18 protein-coding genes are annotated in these 16524 nt (G+C 33.3%); 4 read left to right on the forward strand and 14 right to left on the reverse strand.

All coding sequences use genetic code 11. From position 1 onward, the window contains the following. Nucleotides 1-5 precede the first annotated feature (5 nt). From rpmC to rpsL, 13 genes are all read right to left on the reverse strand, one after another. Nucleotides 6-197 (reverse strand): 50S ribosomal protein L29, encoded by a 192-nt coding sequence (gene rpmC / locus DPIF8902391_RS09370; protein ID WP_058885429.1) that lies wholly within the window; start codon nucleotides 195-197, stop codon nucleotides 6-8. Between the two features lie 11 nt (nucleotides 198-208). Continuing rightward, complete coding sequence (gene rplP / locus DPIF8902391_RS09375) at nucleotides 209-640, reverse strand: 50S ribosomal protein L16 (protein ID WP_058885430.1); 432 nt, start codon at nucleotides 638-640, stop codon at nucleotides 209-211. A 22-nt stretch (nucleotides 641-662) separates the two neighbouring features. Beyond that, on the reverse strand, nucleotides 663-1388 hold the full coding sequence (rpsC, locus tag DPIF8902391_RS09380) for a 30S ribosomal protein S3 (protein WP_058885431.1): 726 nt from the start codon (nucleotides 1386-1388) through the stop codon (nucleotides 663-665). Nucleotides 1389-1399: 11 nt separating this feature from the next. Next, nucleotides 1400-1804 (reverse strand): 50S ribosomal protein L22, encoded by a 405-nt coding sequence (gene rplV / locus DPIF8902391_RS09385; RefSeq protein WP_058885432.1) that lies wholly within the window; start codon nucleotides 1802-1804, stop codon nucleotides 1400-1402. A 9-nt stretch (nucleotides 1805-1813) separates the two neighbouring features. Next, entirely contained in the window at nucleotides 1814-2092 is a 279-nt protein-coding gene (gene rpsS, locus DPIF8902391_RS09390; protein WP_058885433.1) for a 30S ribosomal protein S19, read from the reverse strand. A 3-nt stretch (nucleotides 2093-2095) separates the two neighbouring features. Beyond that, a complete protein-coding gene (gene rplB, locus DPIF8902391_RS09395) occupies nucleotides 2096-2920 on the reverse strand; it encodes a 50S ribosomal protein L2 (RefSeq protein ID WP_058885434.1) in 825 nt (274 codons plus the stop codon). 11 nt (nucleotides 2921-2931) lie between these two features. Further along, entirely contained in the window at nucleotides 2932-3222 is a 291-nt protein-coding gene (gene rplW / locus DPIF8902391_RS09400; RefSeq protein ID WP_058885435.1) for a 50S ribosomal protein L23, read from the reverse strand. Between the two features lie 7 nt (nucleotides 3223-3229). Beyond that, complete coding sequence (gene rplD / locus DPIF8902391_RS09405) at nucleotides 3230-3859, reverse strand: 50S ribosomal protein L4 (protein WP_058885436.1); 630 nt, start codon at nucleotides 3857-3859, stop codon at nucleotides 3230-3232. Then, nucleotides 3859-4476, reverse strand: coding sequence for a 50S ribosomal protein L3 (gene rplC, locus DPIF8902391_RS09410; RefSeq protein WP_058885437.1), 618 nt, complete (start codon nucleotides 4474-4476; stop codon nucleotides 3859-3861). The genes rplD and rplC overlap by 1 nt, the downstream gene beginning before the upstream one ends. 286 nt (nucleotides 4477-4762) lie before the next feature. After that, a complete protein-coding gene (rpsJ, locus tag DPIF8902391_RS09415) occupies nucleotides 4763-5068 on the reverse strand; it encodes a 30S ribosomal protein S10 (RefSeq protein WP_058885438.1) in 306 nt (101 codons plus the stop codon). Nucleotides 5069-5080: 12 nt separating this feature from the next. Then, entirely contained in the window at nucleotides 5081-7198 is a 2118-nt protein-coding gene (gene fusA / locus DPIF8902391_RS09420; RefSeq protein ID WP_058885439.1) for an elongation factor G, read from the reverse strand. Nucleotides 7199-7201: 3 nt separating this feature from the next. Beyond that, nucleotides 7202-7678, reverse strand: coding sequence for a 30S ribosomal protein S7 (rpsG, locus tag DPIF8902391_RS09425; protein ID WP_058885440.1), 477 nt, complete (start codon nucleotides 7676-7678; stop codon nucleotides 7202-7204). A gap of 31 nt (nucleotides 7679-7709) precedes the next feature. Further along, on the reverse strand, nucleotides 7710-8084 hold the full coding sequence (gene rpsL / locus DPIF8902391_RS09430; protein ID WP_028887479.1) for a 30S ribosomal protein S12: 375 nt from the start codon (nucleotides 8082-8084) through the stop codon (nucleotides 7710-7712). A 396-nt stretch (nucleotides 8085-8480) separates the two neighbouring features. On the opposite strand from rpsL, the gene DPIF8902391_RS09435 reads away from it, so the two are divergent. From DPIF8902391_RS09435 to rlmB, 3 genes are all read left to right on the forward strand, one after another. After that, the gene (locus DPIF8902391_RS09435) at nucleotides 8481-11681 is read left to right on the forward strand and encodes a SusC/RagA family TonB-linked outer membrane protein (RefSeq protein WP_172505650.1); all 3201 of its coding nucleotides are present in this window, start codon (nucleotides 8481-8483) and stop codon (nucleotides 11679-11681) included. A gap of 14 nt (nucleotides 11682-11695) precedes the next feature. Next, nucleotides 11696-13156 carry a SusD/RagB family nutrient-binding outer membrane lipoprotein gene (locus DPIF8902391_RS09440; RefSeq protein WP_172505651.1) on the forward strand — a complete coding sequence of 487 codons (1461 nt, stop codon included), beginning with the start codon at nucleotides 11696-11698 and terminating at the stop codon, nucleotides 13154-13156. Between the two features lie 80 nt (nucleotides 13157-13236). Continuing rightward, nucleotides 13237-13974, forward strand: coding sequence for a 23S rRNA (guanosine(2251)-2'-O)-methyltransferase RlmB (gene rlmB, locus DPIF8902391_RS09445; protein ID WP_058885443.1), 738 nt, complete (start codon nucleotides 13237-13239; stop codon nucleotides 13972-13974). 408 nt (nucleotides 13975-14382) lie between these two features. Here rlmB and DPIF8902391_RS09450 read toward each other — a convergent pair whose 3' ends face one another. Beyond that, on the reverse strand, nucleotides 14383-15165 hold the full coding sequence (locus tag DPIF8902391_RS09450; protein ID WP_172505652.1) for a rhomboid family intramembrane serine protease: 783 nt from the start codon (nucleotides 15163-15165) through the stop codon (nucleotides 14383-14385). 76 nt (nucleotides 15166-15241) lie between these two features. On the opposite strand from DPIF8902391_RS09450, the gene DPIF8902391_RS09455 reads away from it, so the two are divergent. Next, nucleotides 15242-16513 (forward strand): replication-associated recombination protein A, encoded by a 1272-nt coding sequence (locus DPIF8902391_RS09455; RefSeq protein WP_172505653.1) that lies wholly within the window; start codon nucleotides 15242-15244, stop codon nucleotides 16511-16513. Nucleotides 16514-16524: the final 11 nt, after the last annotated feature.

A 16524-nucleotide genomic window follows, 5' to 3' on the forward strand; every position in this document is an offset into this window, starting at 1 on the left:
TAGAATTATTGTAATTCTCTTTTAGTTAACTCTGTAGCAATTCTTGCTACAGTTTTTCTTAAGCTTTTAATCTGCATTGGGTTTTCCAATGGAGTTATGGCGTGAGCCATCTTAAGATCCGTATAATTTTTCTTTAACGTCACTAATCTTCCTTGTAGGTCGGTAGTGGTTAATTCTTTAATTGCTGATTGTTTCATTGTATATAGAATTAAGCGTTAAAATCAAAATCTCTTGCAATAACAAATCTCGTTTTAACTGGAAGTTTCTGCGCAGCTAAACGTAAAGCTTCTTTTGCCACATCCATTGGTACTCCACCAATTTCAAACAAAATTCTACCTGGTTTAATTACTGAAACAAAATGATCTGGTGCTCCTTTACCCTTACCCATACGAACCTCTAAAGGTTTCTTTGTAATAGGCTTGTCTGGAAATATTTTAATCCAAAGCTGTCCTTCTCTCTTCATGTGACGAGTTGCCGCAATACGAGCTGCCTCTATTTGGCGAGAGGTAAGTAAATTCTGATCTAATGATTTGATACCAAACGTTCCGTTAGAAAGTTGAGCACCTCTACCAGAGTTACCTTTCATATTTCCTTTCGCCTTCTGTACCTTACGGTATTTTACTCTTTTTGGCTGTAACATTTTTAATTTCTAATTTTAAAAATTATTTTCTTCTGCGAGGTTGTTGACGTTTTCCATTACCACCACCTTTATTAGCACCACCTTTTTGCTTAGATAATCCTGCTAATGGAGATAACTCACGTTTTCCATATACCTCACCTTTCATGATCCATACCTTAATACCTAATCTTCCGTATTGTGTATGTGCCTCAACAAGTGCATAATCAATGTCTGCTCTGAAAGTAGAAAGAGGAATTCTTCCTTCTTTATAATGCTCAGAACGTGCCATTTCTGCTCCATTTAAACGACCAGAAATTTGGATTTTAATCCCTTCTGAATTCATTCTCATTGCAGCTGTAATAGCCATTTTTGTAGCACGCTTGTAAGAAATTCTATTTTCAATTTGACGAGCAACACTAGCTGCTACTAATTTAGCATCTAATTCTGGACGCTTAATTTCAAAAATGTTAATTTGAACTTCTTTTCCTGTAATTTTCTTAAGCTCTTCTTTTAACTTGTCTACCTCTTGTCCACCTTTTCCGATAATAATACCAGGTCTAGCAGTAGTGATAGTAACGGTTACAAGTTTAAGTGTACGCTCAATAATTACTCTTGATACACTTGCTTTAAATAAACGAGCGTTAATATACTCTCTTATTTTATAGTCTTCAGCTAATTTATCTCCGTAGTCATTTCCACCATACCAGTTAGATTCCCATCCTCTGATAATTCCTAAACGATTTCCTATTGGATTTGTTTTTTGTCCCATTTCTACTTTGATTAATTGCTTTTAATTTTAGTACCTAACTCTAAAGTAACGTGATTAGAACGCTTACGAATTCTATGAGCACGACCTTGTGGAGCTGGTCTTAATCTCTTTAACATACCTGCGCTATCTACACAAATAGTTTTCACAAATAGTCCAGCATCTTCGATACTAGCATCTTCATTTTTAGCTTGCCAGTTTGCAATTGCAGACAATAACAATTTCTCTAAATTAGTAGCTGCTTCTTTTGAACTAAATTTTAAAATTTGTAGAGCTTTTTCAACCTCTACTCCTCTTACTAGATCTGCGACTAAGCGCATTTTTCTTGGTGATGTAGGACAATTAGTTATTTTAGCGAAAGCTTTAGACTTTCTTGCTTCTTTTAACTGTGTTGCCATGTTATGTTTACGACTTCCCATAATTTCCTACTATTTTTTTCCTTTATTTTTTGCACCAGCGTGCCCTCTAAAAGAACGTGTTGGTGAAAATTCGCCTAATTTATGACCTACCATGTTTTCAGTAACGTAAACTGGTACAAACTGACGTCCATTATGAACAGCAATTGTTTGCCCTACGAAATCTGGAGTAATCATACTTGCTCTTGACCAAGTTTTGATAACTGAAGTACTCTCAGCTTCAACGTTAGCTAACACTTTTTTCTCTAATTTATAGTGAACGAAAGGTCCTTTTTTTAATGATCTTGCCATGGTTTATTTCTTTCTACGTTCTATAATATACTTATTACTAGCTTTAGTTTTAGATCGAGTCTTAAATCCTTTAGCTGGAATACCGTTTCTTGATCTTGGATGCCCTCCTGAAGAACGTCCTTCACCACCACCCATTGGGTGATCAACTGGATTCATACGTACAGCATTAACTCTTGGTCTTCTACCTAACCATCTAGATCTACCAGCTTTACCAGAAACTAGTAATTGGTGATCTGAATTAGATACAACCCCGATAGTAGCCATACAAGTTAACAAGATTAATCTTGTTTCACCTGAAGGTAACTTAACTGTTGCATACTTACCATCTCTTGCCATTAATTGAGCAAAAGAACCTGCTGAACGAGCCATAACAGCTCCTTGACCTGGGTGTAACTCAATACAAGAAATTGTAGTTCCTAAAGGAATTTCACTTAAGTATAAAGCATTTCCTACTTCTGGAGCTAATCCTTTACCTGAAACGATTACCTGACCTACTTTTAAACCGTTTTGTGCAATTACATAACGCTTTTCACCATCAGCATAACTAAGTAAAGCAATAAATGCAGTACGATTTGGATCGTACTCTATAGTTTTTACTGTTGCAGGAATACCGTGCTTATCTTTTTTGAAATCGATAATACGGTATTTTTGTTTATGACCACCACCAATATTACGTGTTGTCATTCTACCCTGGTTGTTTCGACCTCCAGATCGTTTTTTCGGAGCTAATAAAGATTTCTCCGGCTTATCAGTCGTAATGGTGTCGAACCCATTTACAACTCTAAAACGCTGACCTGGTGTTACTGGTTTTAATTTTCTAACTGACATGTTGTCTTTTCTTAAAGATTGTTATAAAAATCAATAGCATGTCCTTCAGCTAACTGAATGATTGCTTTTTTGTATCCACTTGTTATCCCTGTTACTAAACCTTTTTTGGTATGTTTAGTATTTCTTTTAATAGGATAATTCATAGTTTTCACAGACTTAATTGCTACACCATAAGTTGCTTCAACAGCACTTCTGATTTCCAATTTATTAGCCTTACTGTTTACCACAAATGCATAACGATTATTAACTTCGCTATCTTTTGTTGCTTTTTCCGTAATAATAGGTTTTATTAAAATACTCATATCTTTCCTATTTACTTAAATTAGATTGAATTCCTTCTAAAGAGCTTTCAGAAATAATTACTTTATTAGCGTTTAAAACACTGTAAGTATTTACTCCTGTAGCATTTACAACTTTAGTTCCTTTTAAGTTACGAGATGATAAATAAACATTATTACTCTCTTCTCCTAAAACAAATAAAGACTTTGTAGCCTCTAATTCTAAAGCTTTTAAAACATTGATAAACTCTTTAGTTTTTGGAGACTCAAAATTGAAATCTTCAACAACAACTAAATTACTATCTTTTGCTTGAATACTTAAAGCTGACTTACGTGCTAAACGCTTTAAGTTTTTATTTAACTTGAAAGAATAACTTCTTGGTCTAGGACCGAACATACGTCCACCACCTCTGAAAACTCCAGATTTGATTGAACCAGCACGTGCAGTACCTGTTCCTTTTTGTTTTTTAATCTTTCTTGTACTACCTGCTATCTCAGCTCTTTCTTTAGCTTTATGAGTTCCTTGTCTTTGGTTAGCCAAGTACTGCTTTACATCTAAATAAATTGCATGATCATTTGGCTCTATTCCGAATACCTCGTTAGAAAGTTCAACTTTTCTACCAGTATCTTTTCCTGTAATATCTAAAACTGCTACTTTCATTATTTTTCGATAGTTACAAAAGTATTTTTGTGGCCAGGAATTGCTCCCTTAACTACGATAAGATTCTTATCAGCAACCACTTTTAATACTTTTAAATTTTGAACTTTTACTTTGTCTCCACCCATACGACCTGCCATTCGCATTCCTTTGAATACTCTTGCAGGATATGATGCAGCACCAATAGAACCAGGAGCTCTTAAACGGTTATGCTGACCGTGAGTTGCTTGACCAACACCGGCAAAACCATGACGCTTAACAACACCTTGAAAACCCTTACCTTTAGAAACTCCAGAAACATCTACGAATTCTCCTTCAGTAAAGTAATCAACGCTAATTGAATCACCTAATTTATACTCTCCATCAAAACCTTGAAATTCAATGACTTTTTTCTTAGCAGATGTACCAGCTTTTGTAAAGTGTCCATCTAAAGCTTTATTAGAGCTTTTTGCTTTTTTGTCATCGAAACCTAGTTGTAACGCACTATAGCCGTCAACCTCTTCGGTTCTGACTTGGGTAACCACGCATGGCCCTGCTTCGATTACTGTACAAGGAATGTTCTTCCCGTTTTCGTCGAATAAGCTGGTCATACCTACTTTTCTACCTATTAACCCAGACATATTTGTTAATTTTAAGACGATAGATTTAATTTATCCAGCGCGTCTATTAATAATAATTATTTGAAACAAATGTTTCATTTTTCCTTTAAATTTCACGTAAAAAAAAAGAGCTGAAAAAACACCTTCGCTCTGAATTTGTTTTTACCGTTTTTCCTTTGCGAAACCCTCAGGACATGTGATATTCTAAATAAATTAGAACATTTACACCACGGAACCTAAATTCCGGTATGCAAAAGTATAAAAAACTTTCGGTTTAAAAAAATTAAACCGAAAGTTAGTAATATACTTAAACTTTAATCTCAACTTCAACACCACTTGGTAACTCAAGTTTCATTAAAGCATCAATAGTCTTAGACGAAGAACTATAGATGTCTAATAATCTTTTGTAAGCAGATAATTGAAATTGCTCTCTAGATTTTTTATTTACGTGTGGTGAACGTAATACAGTAAAAATCTTTTTATTTGTTGGTAAAGGAATAGGACCGTTTACTACAGCTCCAGTTGCCTTTACAGTCTTTACGATTTTCTCAGCAGATTTATCTACTAAGTTATAATCGTAAGATTTTAATTTAATTCTAATTTTTTGGCTCATCTTAATATCTTATTAACCTTTAGCTTTTGCAATTACATCCTCAGAAACATTTGATGGAGTTTCTGCGTAATGAGAGAATTCCATAGTAGAAGTTGCTCTACCTGAAGACATAGTTCTTAAAGCAGTAACATAACCGAACATTTCAGATAATGGCACTAATGCTTTTACAACTTTAGCTCCAGCACGATCACTCATGTCGTTAACCTGCCCTCTTCTTCTATTTAAATCTCCTACAATATCTCCCATGTTTTCTTCAGGAGTTAATACTTCGACCTTCATTAATGGCTCCATAATTCTGGCTTTAGCAGCTTTAGCAGCAGCTTTATACCCCATTTTTGCAGCTAACTCAAAAGACAATGCATCAGAATCCACAGGGTGAAAAGATCCATCTCTTAAAGTTACTTTCATTGAATCCATTTCGTATCCTGCTAAAGGACCATTCTTCATTGCTTCTTTGAATCCTTTCTCTACAGAAGGAACAAATTCCTTAGGAACGTTTCCACCTTTAATCACTGATTCAAATTGTAATCCTTGAACACCTTCATCTGCTGGTTCCATAGTAAATACAATATCAGCAAACTTACCACGACCACCTGATTGTTTCTTATAAACCTCTCTGTGTTCTGCGGAAGCTGTAATAGCCTCTTTGTATTCTACTTGTGGCTGACCTTCGTTAACTTCCACCTTGAATTCACGTTTTAAACGATCAACAATAATATCTAAGTGTAACTCACCCATTCCAGAAATAATAGTCTGTCCTGAAGCTTCATCAGTTCTAACTGTAAATGTAGGATCTTCTTCTGCTAACTTAGCTAAAGACATTCCTAATTTATCAACATCTGCTTTAGTTTTAGGCTCAACCGCGATACCAATTACGGGGTCAGGGAAGTCCATTGATTCTAAAACAATAGGATGCTTTTCATCAGATAAAGTATCTCCTGTTTTAATAGATTTAAAACCTACAGCAGCACCAATATCTCCAGCCTCAATATAATCAATAGCGTTTTGCTTGTTAGCATGCATTTGATAGATACGAGAAATACGTTCTTTTTTACCTGAACGATTATTTAAAACATAAGAACCAGCGTCTAAACGCCCAGAATAAGCTCTAAAAAATGCTAAACGACCTACGAAAGGATCGGTTGCAATTTTAAATGCTAAAGCAGCAAAAGGCTCCTTTACATCTGGCTTTCTTCTTTCTTCTTCGTTTGTATCAGGATTTGTTCCAACAACAGCTTCCTTATCCATTGGAGAAGGTAAATAACGACAAACAGCATCTAATAAGAACTGAACACCTTTATTTTTAAATGCTGATCCACAAATCATAGGAATGATAGCCATATCCATTACAGCAGCACGAAGTGCAGCATGCACTTCCTCTTCAGTAATTGAATCTTCATCTTCCATAAATTTCTCTAAAAGATTTTCATCGTAGCTTGCAACCTCTTCAATTAGTTTCCCTCTTAATTCAGCAGCTTCTTCTTTTAAATCTTCTGGAATATCAACGATATCAAATGTAGCTCCTTGTGTTGCATCATGCCACACAATAGCACGATTCTTCACTAAATCTACGATACCTTTAAACTCATCTTCATCACCAATGTTCATCACAATTGGCACTGCGTTTGACTTTAACATATCCTTTACTTGCTGACAAACAGCCATAAAGTTAGATCCTTGACGGTCCATTTTGTTAACAAATCCAATACGAGGTACTTTATAGTTATCAGCAAGTCTCCAGTTAGTTTCTGATTGAGGCTCAACACCATCAACAGCACTAAACAAGAAAACTAATCCATCAAGAACTCTTAACGAACGATTTACCTCTACTGTAAAATCAACGTGACCAGGAGTATCAATAATATTAAAGTGATACCCTTTAGTTTCATCGGTAGCTTCACCGTTATTCAATGGAAACTTCCACTCACAAGTGGTAGCAGCAGAAGTAATTGTAATACCTCTTTCTTGCTCTTGCTCCATCCAATCCATAGTTGCGGCACCATCATGTACTTCACCTATTTTATGACTCACACCCGTATAATACAATACACGTTCTGTAGTAGTAGTTTTACCTGCATCAATATGAGCAGCAATACCAATATTTCTAGTAAATTTTAAATTTCTAGCCATTTCTTAGAATCTAAAGTGTGAGAATGCTTTGTTTGCTTCAGCCATTTTATGCGTATCAGTACGCTTTTTAACAGCAGCTCCTTCTTCTTTAGCCGCAGCCAAAATCTCAGCAGCTAAACGCTGTGCCATTGTCTTCTCATTACGCTTACGCGTATAAGTAATCATCCATTTAATCGCCATAGATACTTTACGGTCTGGACGAATTTGCATAGGTATCTGGAATGTTGCTCCTCCAACACGACGAGAACGAACCTCTACATGTGGCATAACATTAGATAAACCATCTTTCCAAATCTCTAACGCTGACTTTTCCTCGTCAGTCTTCTTTTCATTTACGATATCTATTGCATCATAAAACACTTTAAAAGCCACAGACTTTTTACCATCCCACATTAAGTTATTCACAAAACGTGTTACCAATTGGTCATTAAACCTTGGATCTGGTAAAAGAACTCTTTTTTTCGCTTTTCTTTTTCTCATGTCTCTACATTAAAAAAGTTAATTAATAATTTTACTTCTTTGGGCGTTTTGCTCCGTATTTAGACCTACGTTGAGTTCTACCCTCAACTCCTGCAGTATCTAATGCACCACGTACTACGTGATACTTAACACCTGGCAAATCTTTTACCCTTCCACCTCTAACTAATACTATCGAGTGCTCTTGCAAGTTGTGTCCTTCACCTGGAATATACGCGTTAATTTCGTTACCATTTGTTAATCTTACCCTTGCTACCTTTCTCATCGCTGAGTTAGGTTTCTTAGGTGTAGTGGTATACACACGCGTACAAACTCCACGTCTTTGAGGACAAGCTTGTAAAGCAGCCGATTTACTCTTCTTAGTTATTTTGGTTCTTCCTTTACGAACTAATTGTTGAATAGTTGGCATACTATTTACTTGTTTTTAATTTGTACTTAAATTACTCTATTTCATAAGAGTGTGCAAACTTACGGTTTTTTTTCTAAAGATTCAAATATCAGGGAGTTGTTTTTATTCACTCTATATAATTTTCTCAAAACATTTAAAAATTAATAAAAACAAAATTACCCTTATACTTAATTAATTTTAACAGTATTATTAAGAATAACAACTCGAAAATAAAAACTAAAAAAATACTTAAAGCGAAGTACTAAGTGACTTTTCTCTCGCAAAAAGACTAGTACAAAGGTAAGCTGCTCTTAAATAATGTATTACGCGTAACATACAACAAATAAAAATAAAAAAACAGGTATTTTTTTAACTAAATTTTAGCATATTTACACCATTAATTCAAATATTTACATAATGAAAACAAAGTTTAATGGAATTTTAACGCTACTATTAGCGTTAATTGTGCAATTTTCTTTCGCACAAGACAGAACTATTTCAGGTATCGTATCAGATGAGTCTGGACCACTACCTGGGGTAACAGTACTAAAAAAAGGTACCACTCAAGGTACAGAAACTGATTTTGATGGTAAATATACTATCAAGTCTAAAACTGGAGAAATTTTAGTTTTCAATTTTGTTGGTATGAAAACCACTCAAAAAACCGTTGGAACTTCTAATCAAATTAATATTGTTATGGAAAATGACAATGTACTTGATGAAGTTGTGGTTACTGCCTTAGGAATTAAAAGGGAAAAGAAAAGTTTAGGGTATGCTTCTCAAGAAATTAAAAGTGATGCTATCAATGGCGGAACAACAAAAACAGGTAATATTGCTTCACAATTATCAGGTAAAGTTGCTGGTTTAAATGTTACCACTACTAATAATTTTGGAGGTTCTTCGAATATGGTTATTAGAGGTGTAAAATCATTAGGCGGAGGTAGCCCTCTTATTGTAATTGATGGTTCACCAATTAACAATAGCTCTACATTTGCTGGCGGTAATGATTACGGTAATGCGTTGTCTGACATCAATCAAGATGATATTGCTTCTATGAATATCTTAAAAGGTGCTGCTGCTTCTGCACTATATGGAGAAAGAGGTATTAATGGTGTTATTGTAATTACTACTAAAAACGGTAAGAGTGGTGATGATAATTCTTGGGGAATAAAATTTAGCTCAGGTATTACTGTAGGAACTATTGATAAAGCTACATTTCCTGAATATCAAAATACTTACGGAGGTGGTTATGGTCAAGGTTTTGACCATGGAAATGATTACACTAATTATGATTCAGATGGTTCAGGTGGTCCAAAATATGATGGATCATTAAAATATCATTGGGATGCTTTTGATACAACATCTCCAAATTTCGGAAAAAAGAGAGCTTATGTAGCTGCTAAAAATGGTCCTTCATCTTTATTTAAGACTTCTTTTACAAAGACCAATAGTATCTCTATACAAAAAGGAGATCAAAGTAAAAACATGACTTTTACTTATGAAAACTTTGATTCTGATTGGATTTTACCAAATTCTGAATTAGAAAAAAATAATTTTTCTTTGAAAGTTAATTATGATTTAACACCAAAATTACACACCTCTTTTTATAGCTCTCTTACATTACAAGATACTCAAGGAAGAAATACCACAGGATATAGTGATAACTTAATGTCTATGTTTAGACAATGGTGGAATGTAGATGTAGATGTACTTGAACAAAAAGATTCTTACTTTAGAAACAAAGCTATTGCTTCTGCAGATAATAGATATGGTAATATTTCTTGGAATAGAAAATCACCTACAAATAGCAAGCCTGCATACTGGAACAACCCTTATTTTCAACTATATGAAAATGCTGGTTCAGATAATAGATATAGATCATTTAGTTATGGTAGAATAACTTATGATATTAACGACAACTTAGGTGTTACAGGTAAGGTTGCTTATGATAAAAGTATGCTAAATATTGAAAAAAGAATAGCAGCTGGATCTATTGCTATGGATTTTGGAGCTTCAGGAAATACTGTTCCTTCAGGATACTCAAGACAAGATATTGCAAGATCAGAAACTAACTTAGATTTAATGCTTAACTATAATTATGAATTAGTTGAAGATATCAAAGTTAGTGGAGTTTTAGGAGCTAATTTAAGAAAAAACGATTACAATAGCATTTATGCTTCTACTGAAGGAGGTTTAGTTGTTCCTGGTATTTATTCGTTAGCAAACACCGTTAAATCACCTTTAGCTGCAACAGAAAATCAATATAACACAGAAACTAATAGTGCTTACCTTACAGCTTCTTTTGATTTTTACAAGAAATTTTACTTAGACGCAACATGGAGGCTTGATAAATCTTCAACATTGCCAGCAGTAAATAACACCTATAACTACCCATCTGTTACAGGAGCCTTAATTGTCTCTGAATTTTATAAGCCTGAATGGTTAAGCTTTTGGAAAGTAAGAGCAAATTATGCTGAAGTTGGTTCTACTGCAGACCCATATGAATTACAAAATTCTTATGCTTCGGCTGGTTTATTAAACGGAGTTGGTTTATATGACACTAATTATACTAAAAAAAATAGTAATTTAAAACCACAACGTTCAAAAGAATATGAATTTGGTACAGAAATGATGTTCTTAAATAAAAGAATAACACTTGATTTTGCTTACTACAACACAAAAACATTTGATCAAATTATTAGTTTACCTGTTTCTACAGCAACAGGGTATTCTAAAAAAGTTGTAAACGCAGGACAAATAAATAATAGTGGTTTTGAAGCTCAATTAGGTTTAGTTGCTGTAAAAAATGATAATTTCACCTGGAATATTGACTTAAACTGGTCTAAAAATAAGAATAAAGTAATTTCATTATCTGGGGATAGTGAAAACTATCAATTAGCAAGTTATAATGGAGGTGTTTCTTTAAATGCTTTTAAAGGAAAGCCTTGGGGTACCTTAATTGGCCCTGGATACGTAGAAGATAAAAATGGAAATAAAGTTTTAGAAACTTATCAAAATAAAGAAAAAACTAAAACATATGCTAGATATAAAAGAGTTGGTAATAAGAATTTAGGAAATGTTACTCCTGATTGGATTGGAGGTATGAGAAACTCTTTTACATACAAAAATTTTGGCTTTAGCTTCTTGATCGATGTAAGGAAAGGCGGTAAAGTTTTCTCTACTGATATGTATTATGGTTTAGGAACTGGGTTGTATAAAGAAACTGTTGGTAATAACGTAAGACAAACTGGAGTTGTTTTACCAGGAGTCTTTGAAGATGGTACAAAAAATACATTTATTGCAAGAGACCCTCAAGCCTATGGAGCTGTTGATGGCTGGAAAGTTAACCCATCAGAAGCTTTTGTTTACGACGGAGGTTTTGTTAAATTGAGAGAAGCAGCGATAAGTTATTCGTTACCAAAATCAGCTTTAAAAAATTCATTTATAAACGACGCTAAAATTTCTTTAGTAGGTCGAAATTTATGGATTATTTCTAAAGATTTACCATACGCAGATCCTGAAGCAATGGTAGGAGGAGGAACTAGATCTTATGGTCACTCTATTGGTAGTACACCAACGACTAGAGATATTGGTCTTAACCTAACATTTAAATTCTAAAAAAGATATAAAAAATGAAAAATTTAAAAAATATATTAACTATAGGAACAATTTCGTTATTAACGCTTGCTTCCTGTACTAAAGATCTCGAATCTTTAAATATAGACCCTAAACATCCTACTTCATTACCGTCAAGTAATTTATTAGCTACTTCGTTATCAGGAACAGCAACACAAATATACACGCCAAGTGTTAATTACAATAATTATAGATTTTTTGTACAGCACATAACAGAAGCGCAGTACACTGACGAGAGTAATTATGATTTATTAACAAGAAATCAACCCCGTAGAAACTACGATGGGTTTATGACAAGAGGTATTAATAATATTAAGTTAGCTAAAGAATCTTTAGCTAATGAAACCAATAGCGCTGCAGTCCAAAAGAATAAATTGGCCACTTTAGAGATACAAGAAATTTTTGTTTGGGAAACTTTAGTTGACACCTATGGTGATTTACCTTATACAGAAGCTTTAAATGATGTTATTTTATCTCCAAAGTATGATGATGCGTTTACAATTTACAAAGATTTAATCAGTAGAATTGACAAAGCGGTAAACATGATAAATGTTTCTGAAGTAGGATATGATAAATCTGATTTTATTTATAATGGTAACATGAATAAATGGAAAAAATTTGCAAATTCTATTAAATTAAGATTAGGAATTAATTTAGCCGATTTCGATTCAGGATTATCTAAAACAACCGTTGAAGACGCTGTTAAATCAGGAGTTATTTCAAACGATTCAGAGTCTTATACTATGATTTTTGATGGAGGAACTTTTTCAAACCCTGTCTTTGAAGCTTTTGTAAATTCCGGAAGAGATGACTTTATGCCCTCTAAAGGAATTATTGATTTTATGAATGAAAAAAATGATCCAAGAAGAGCTGTTTGGTTTTCAACGGTAAATGTAATAGACTCTACTGTAACCCCTCCTGTTAAAAAGGATATTTATAAAGGTGGTGTTATTGGTGATAAGAACACTTTTTCAGATCATTCTCATTATACAAATGTTTTAACAAATGCAAGTGCTCCTGCTAAACTTTTAAGTTTCACTGAAGTTCAGTTAATTTTAACGGAAGCAGCATCAAGAGGTTATAATGTTGGAGGAACAGCAGAAGAATTATACAAGAAAGCAATTAAAGCTTCTATGGATGAGTACGATGTTTCTGCCGCAGACGCAACAACTTATTTAAATGCAAATCCTTACGATGCCTCTAAATGGAAAGAAATTATCGCAGAGCAAGCATGGGTTAGTTTATTTGATAGAGCTTTTGCTACCTGGAATTTTACCAGAAGGTTAGATTTAAATAAATTTATTACACCGACTAAAAACGAACTAAAAACAATAGTTCCTTTTAGAATGCCTTATTCTGACAAAGAATATCAATTAAACAAAACAAATGTTAAAGCGGCAGCTACTGCTATTGGAGGAGATAAAGCTGAAACAAAACTTTTTTGGGATAAATATTAATTTTTATCTTCAATAAATACTAAAAACCACCTTTAACGAGGTGGTTTTTTTATACAATAATTTTCAACTATCTTTGCAGCATGGAAGAAAACACTACTATTTTTGGTATTAGAGCAATTATTGAAGCAATTGAAAGCGAAGCTTCAATTAACAAAGTATATTTACAAAAAGGACTTCGTGGAGAATTATTTTTTGAATTAGATAAATTATTAAGAAAAAACAAAGTATCAATCAGTGTTGTTCCTACTGAAAAATTAGATAGATTATCGAAACACAGTAATCATCAAGGGGCTGTTGCTAGAATTTCACCTGTTGATTTTCATGATTTAGAAACCTTAATAGAAACTACTTTAGAGTCTGATAAAATGCCTTTATTTTTATTATTAGATCAAGTATCTGATGTTAGAAATTTTGGTGCAATTATTAGAACTGCTGAGTGTACTGGAGTAAACGGAATTATTATCCAAAAAAGTGGTAGTGCTCCTATAAATGCTGAAACGATTAAAACATCGGCAGGTGCAGCTTTCAAAATTCCTATTTGTAAAGTTGACCACATTAAAGATGCTATGTTTCAATTACAGGCTGAAAACATAAAATTAGTAGCGGCTACCGAAAAAACTGAAGATTCTGTTTTTGATGTTGATTTTAATCAGCCAGTTGCAATTATAATGGGTTCTGAACATAAAGGAGTTAGTAATTCTGTATTAAAAATGGCAGATTATAAAGCAAAATTACCATTACTTGGTGAAATTGAGTCTTTAAATGTTTCTGTTGCTTGTGGGGTTTTTCTTTATGAAACTATCCGTCAAAGACAATAAATACTACAAAATTATAAAAATTAAAATCCTGCTTTTTGCAGGATTTTTTTATGCTTTGTTTTTAAGTACCTGTTTAAATTTCAGATAATATACAAATTCAGTTTCGCATCCTAATTTTTCGCAATTTTGTCAATTCGAGTGATTTTAATGACTAGAAGGAGTTAAAATTGTATCGAGAATTTTATTTTGATTGATTTTGATGCTAAAAAGTTCTCGATACCATTTTTTTGAAGGAAAAAACCACTCGAACTGACTTCATTCTTAAATGAAATTTTATAAAAAAGATAATCTATTTTTAAAATAAAGCAACCAAGCCTAGCCCCGATTGAAGCATTTGTTTGAGCTCTTTTTTTGATTTTTCTTCAAAAAAAAGCGAGTGCGGAAAGCGGGAAATTGCTTCTAAAAAAACTACTTTGAAATAATATAATTGATTTTTAAATCGTTCGGTACATCAATTTTAGCTACTTTATTTTTAGCTTCAATTTCTTTATTTTCTTGACCACTTCCCTGCTCTTCTTTTTTATCTTCTGAAACAAGCTCTTCTTCGATAACTGGCGGAACATAATTTCCTTGCTCATCAAATAGTTCATCAAAAGCTGTTTTAGAAAACACAAATTTTTCTTTTATTACACCTTTTTTTCGGTAAAAAATAGCCAATAAAATTCCTGTAATAAACCCTGATAAATGTCCTTCCCACGAAACACCGTCTTTAATTGGTAACACATACCAAATCATGCTTCCGTATAAAAAAATCATAATTAACGAAACCGCTACAAGTCGATATTGTTTTTTAATAATTCCGCTGAAAAAAACAAAACTAAAAAGTAAATAAACAATGCCACTTGCGCCAATATGATAGGATTCACGAGCAATTACCCAGGTTAAAAACCCTGTAAATAATCCGCCAAAAATCAATATTTTTAAGGCAACACTTCTGTAGAAATAAAACAAACTTGCACAAAGAACAAATAAAGGCACCGAATTATTAAACAAATGTCCTGTGTCGCCATGGATAAATGGTGACATTAAAATTCCTTTTAAACCTGTTATTTCTCTTGGTAAAATACCAAATTTATTAAAATTGAAGCCAAAAGTAATTTCTATCCAATATATAAACCATATTGAAATCACAAAAATAAATGGTATTAAAAAAATACGGTTCGAATATTTTAATTGAGTAGCTGTTTTCATAGGTATTGAAATATCAAAAACAAATCCAACTAAAAATTTCGGAACATCTGTCAGAAATCTTTGCTATTTTTACAAAATGAATCAACCTTTGGCAGAAAGAATACGTCCGCAGAATTTATCCGATTATATAAGTCAACAACATTTGGTGGGCGAAAACGGAATTTTAACCAATCATATTAAACAAGGAATAATTCCTTCGTTAATTCTTTGGGGACCTCCTGGTATTGGAAAAACAACACTTGCTAATATTATTGCCAACGAATCTGGGCGACCTTTTTATACTTTGAGCGCCATTAGCGCAGGTGTAAAAGATGTGCGTGAAATTATTGAAAAAGCGAAGAAAAGTGGCGGATTGTTTAGTCAAAAAAATCCTATTTTATTTATTGATGAAATTCATCGCTTTAGCAAATCGCAACAAGATTCTTTACTTGGCGCTGTTGAAAAAGGTTGGGTAACCTTAATTGGTGCAACTACCGAAAACCCAAGTTTTGAAGTAATACCCGCACTACTCTCTCGCTGTCAGGTGTATATTTTAAATTCTTTTGATAAAAATGATTTAATCGCGCTTTTACACAGAGCGATGAAAAAAGATACATTTATTGCTGATAAAAAAATTACCTTAAAAGAAACTGATGCTTTATTGCAAGTTTCGGGTGGTGATGCTCGGAAACTTTTAAATATTTTTGAATTATTAGTGGCTGCTGAAAATGAAATTGAAATTACCAACGAACTTGTTTTATCTAAAATTCAAAAAAATACAGTGCGCTATGATAAAACAGGCGAACAACATTATGATATAGTGTCGGCTTTTATAAAATCGATACGAGGAAGCGACCCAAATGCCGCAGTTTATTGGCTGGCTAGAATGATTGAAGGTGGCGAAGATGTGAAATTTATTGCCCGAAGAATGCTAATTGCAGCTTCTGAAGATATTGGAAATGCCAATCCAACAGCATTTATTATGGCAAATAATACCTTTCAAGCGGTTTCTGTAATTGGCTATCCTGAATCGCGTATTATTTTAAGTCAATGTGCTATTTATTTGGCAAATTCGCCAAAAAGTAATGCTTCTTATATGGCGATTGGTGAAGCTCAAAATTTAGTAAAAACAACAGGCGATTTACCTATTCCGCTACATTTAAGGAATGCTCCAACCAAATTAATGAAAGATTTGAATTACGGAAAAGACTATGCCTATTCACATAATTATTCAGGAAATTTCGTGAGTCAAGAGTTTTTACCCGAACAAATTAAAAACACCAAATTGTACGAACCAGGCAATAATGCTCGAGAAAATCAATTTAGAGAATTGCTAAAACAACGTTGGAAAGATAAATATAAGTATTAAAAAAAGAGTGT

The organism is Tenacibaculum finnmarkense genomovar ulcerans (assembly GCF_900239495.1).
Taxonomy (GTDB): domain Bacteria; phylum Bacteroidota; class Bacteroidia; order Flavobacteriales; family Flavobacteriaceae; genus Polaribacter; species Polaribacter ulcerans.

Bases quoted from the DNA above. Each gene is read 5' to 3' on its own strand.
- rplW (WP_058885435.1), bottom strand. From the start codon at position 3,222: ATGAGTATTTTAATAAAACCTATTATTACGGAAAAAGCAACAAAAGAT.
- rplV (WP_058885432.1), bottom strand. From the start codon at position 1,804: ATGGGAAGTCGTAAACATAACATGGCAACACAGTTAAAAGAAGCAAGA.
- rlmB (WP_058885443.1), top strand. From the start codon at position 13,237: ATGGAAGAAAACACTACTATTTTTGGTATTAGAGCAATTATTGAAGCA.
- DPIF8902391_RS09450 (WP_172505652.1), bottom strand. From the start codon at position 15,165: ATGAAAACAGCTACTCAATTAAAATATTCGAACCGTATTTTTTTAATA.
- rpsC (WP_058885431.1), bottom strand. From the start codon at position 1,388: ATGGGACAAAAAACAAATCCAATAGGAAATCGTTTAGGAATTATCAGA.
- rpsL (WP_028887479.1), bottom strand. From the start codon at position 8,084: ATGCCAACTATTCAACAATTAGTTCGTAAAGGAAGAACCAAAATAACT.
- rpsS (WP_058885433.1), bottom strand. From the start codon at position 2,092: ATGGCAAGATCATTAAAAAAAGGACCTTTCGTTCACTATAAATTAGAG.
- DPIF8902391_RS09435 (WP_172505650.1), top strand. From the start codon at position 8,481: ATGAAAACAAAGTTTAATGGAATTTTAACGCTACTATTAGCGTTAATT.
- rpsG (WP_058885440.1), bottom strand. From the start codon at position 7,678: ATGAGAAAAAGAAAAGCGAAAAAAAGAGTTCTTTTACCAGATCCAAGG.
- rpsJ (WP_058885438.1), bottom strand. From the start codon at position 5,068: ATGAGCCAAAAAATTAGAATTAAATTAAAATCTTACGATTATAACTTA.
- DPIF8902391_RS09455 (WP_172505653.1), top strand. From the start codon at position 15,242: ATGAATCAACCTTTGGCAGAAAGAATACGTCCGCAGAATTTATCCGAT.
- rplD (WP_058885436.1), bottom strand. From the start codon at position 3,859: ATGAAAGTAGCAGTTTTAGATATTACAGGAAAAGATACTGGTAGAAAA.
- DPIF8902391_RS09440 (WP_172505651.1), top strand. From the start codon at position 11,696: ATGAAAAATTTAAAAAATATATTAACTATAGGAACAATTTCGTTATTA.
- rplC (WP_058885437.1), bottom strand. From the start codon at position 4,476: ATGTCTGGGTTAATAGGTAGAAAAGTAGGTATGACCAGCTTATTCGAC.
- rplB (WP_058885434.1), bottom strand. From the start codon at position 2,920: ATGTCAGTTAGAAAATTAAAACCAGTAACACCAGGTCAGCGTTTTAGA.
- rpmC (WP_058885429.1), bottom strand. From the start codon at position 197: ATGAAACAATCAGCAATTAAAGAATTAACCACTACCGACCTACAAGGA.
- rplP (WP_058885430.1), bottom strand. From the start codon at position 640: ATGTTACAGCCAAAAAGAGTAAAATACCGTAAGGTACAGAAGGCGAAA.
- fusA (WP_058885439.1), bottom strand. From the start codon at position 7,198: ATGGCTAGAAATTTAAAATTTACTAGAAATATTGGTATTGCTGCTCAT.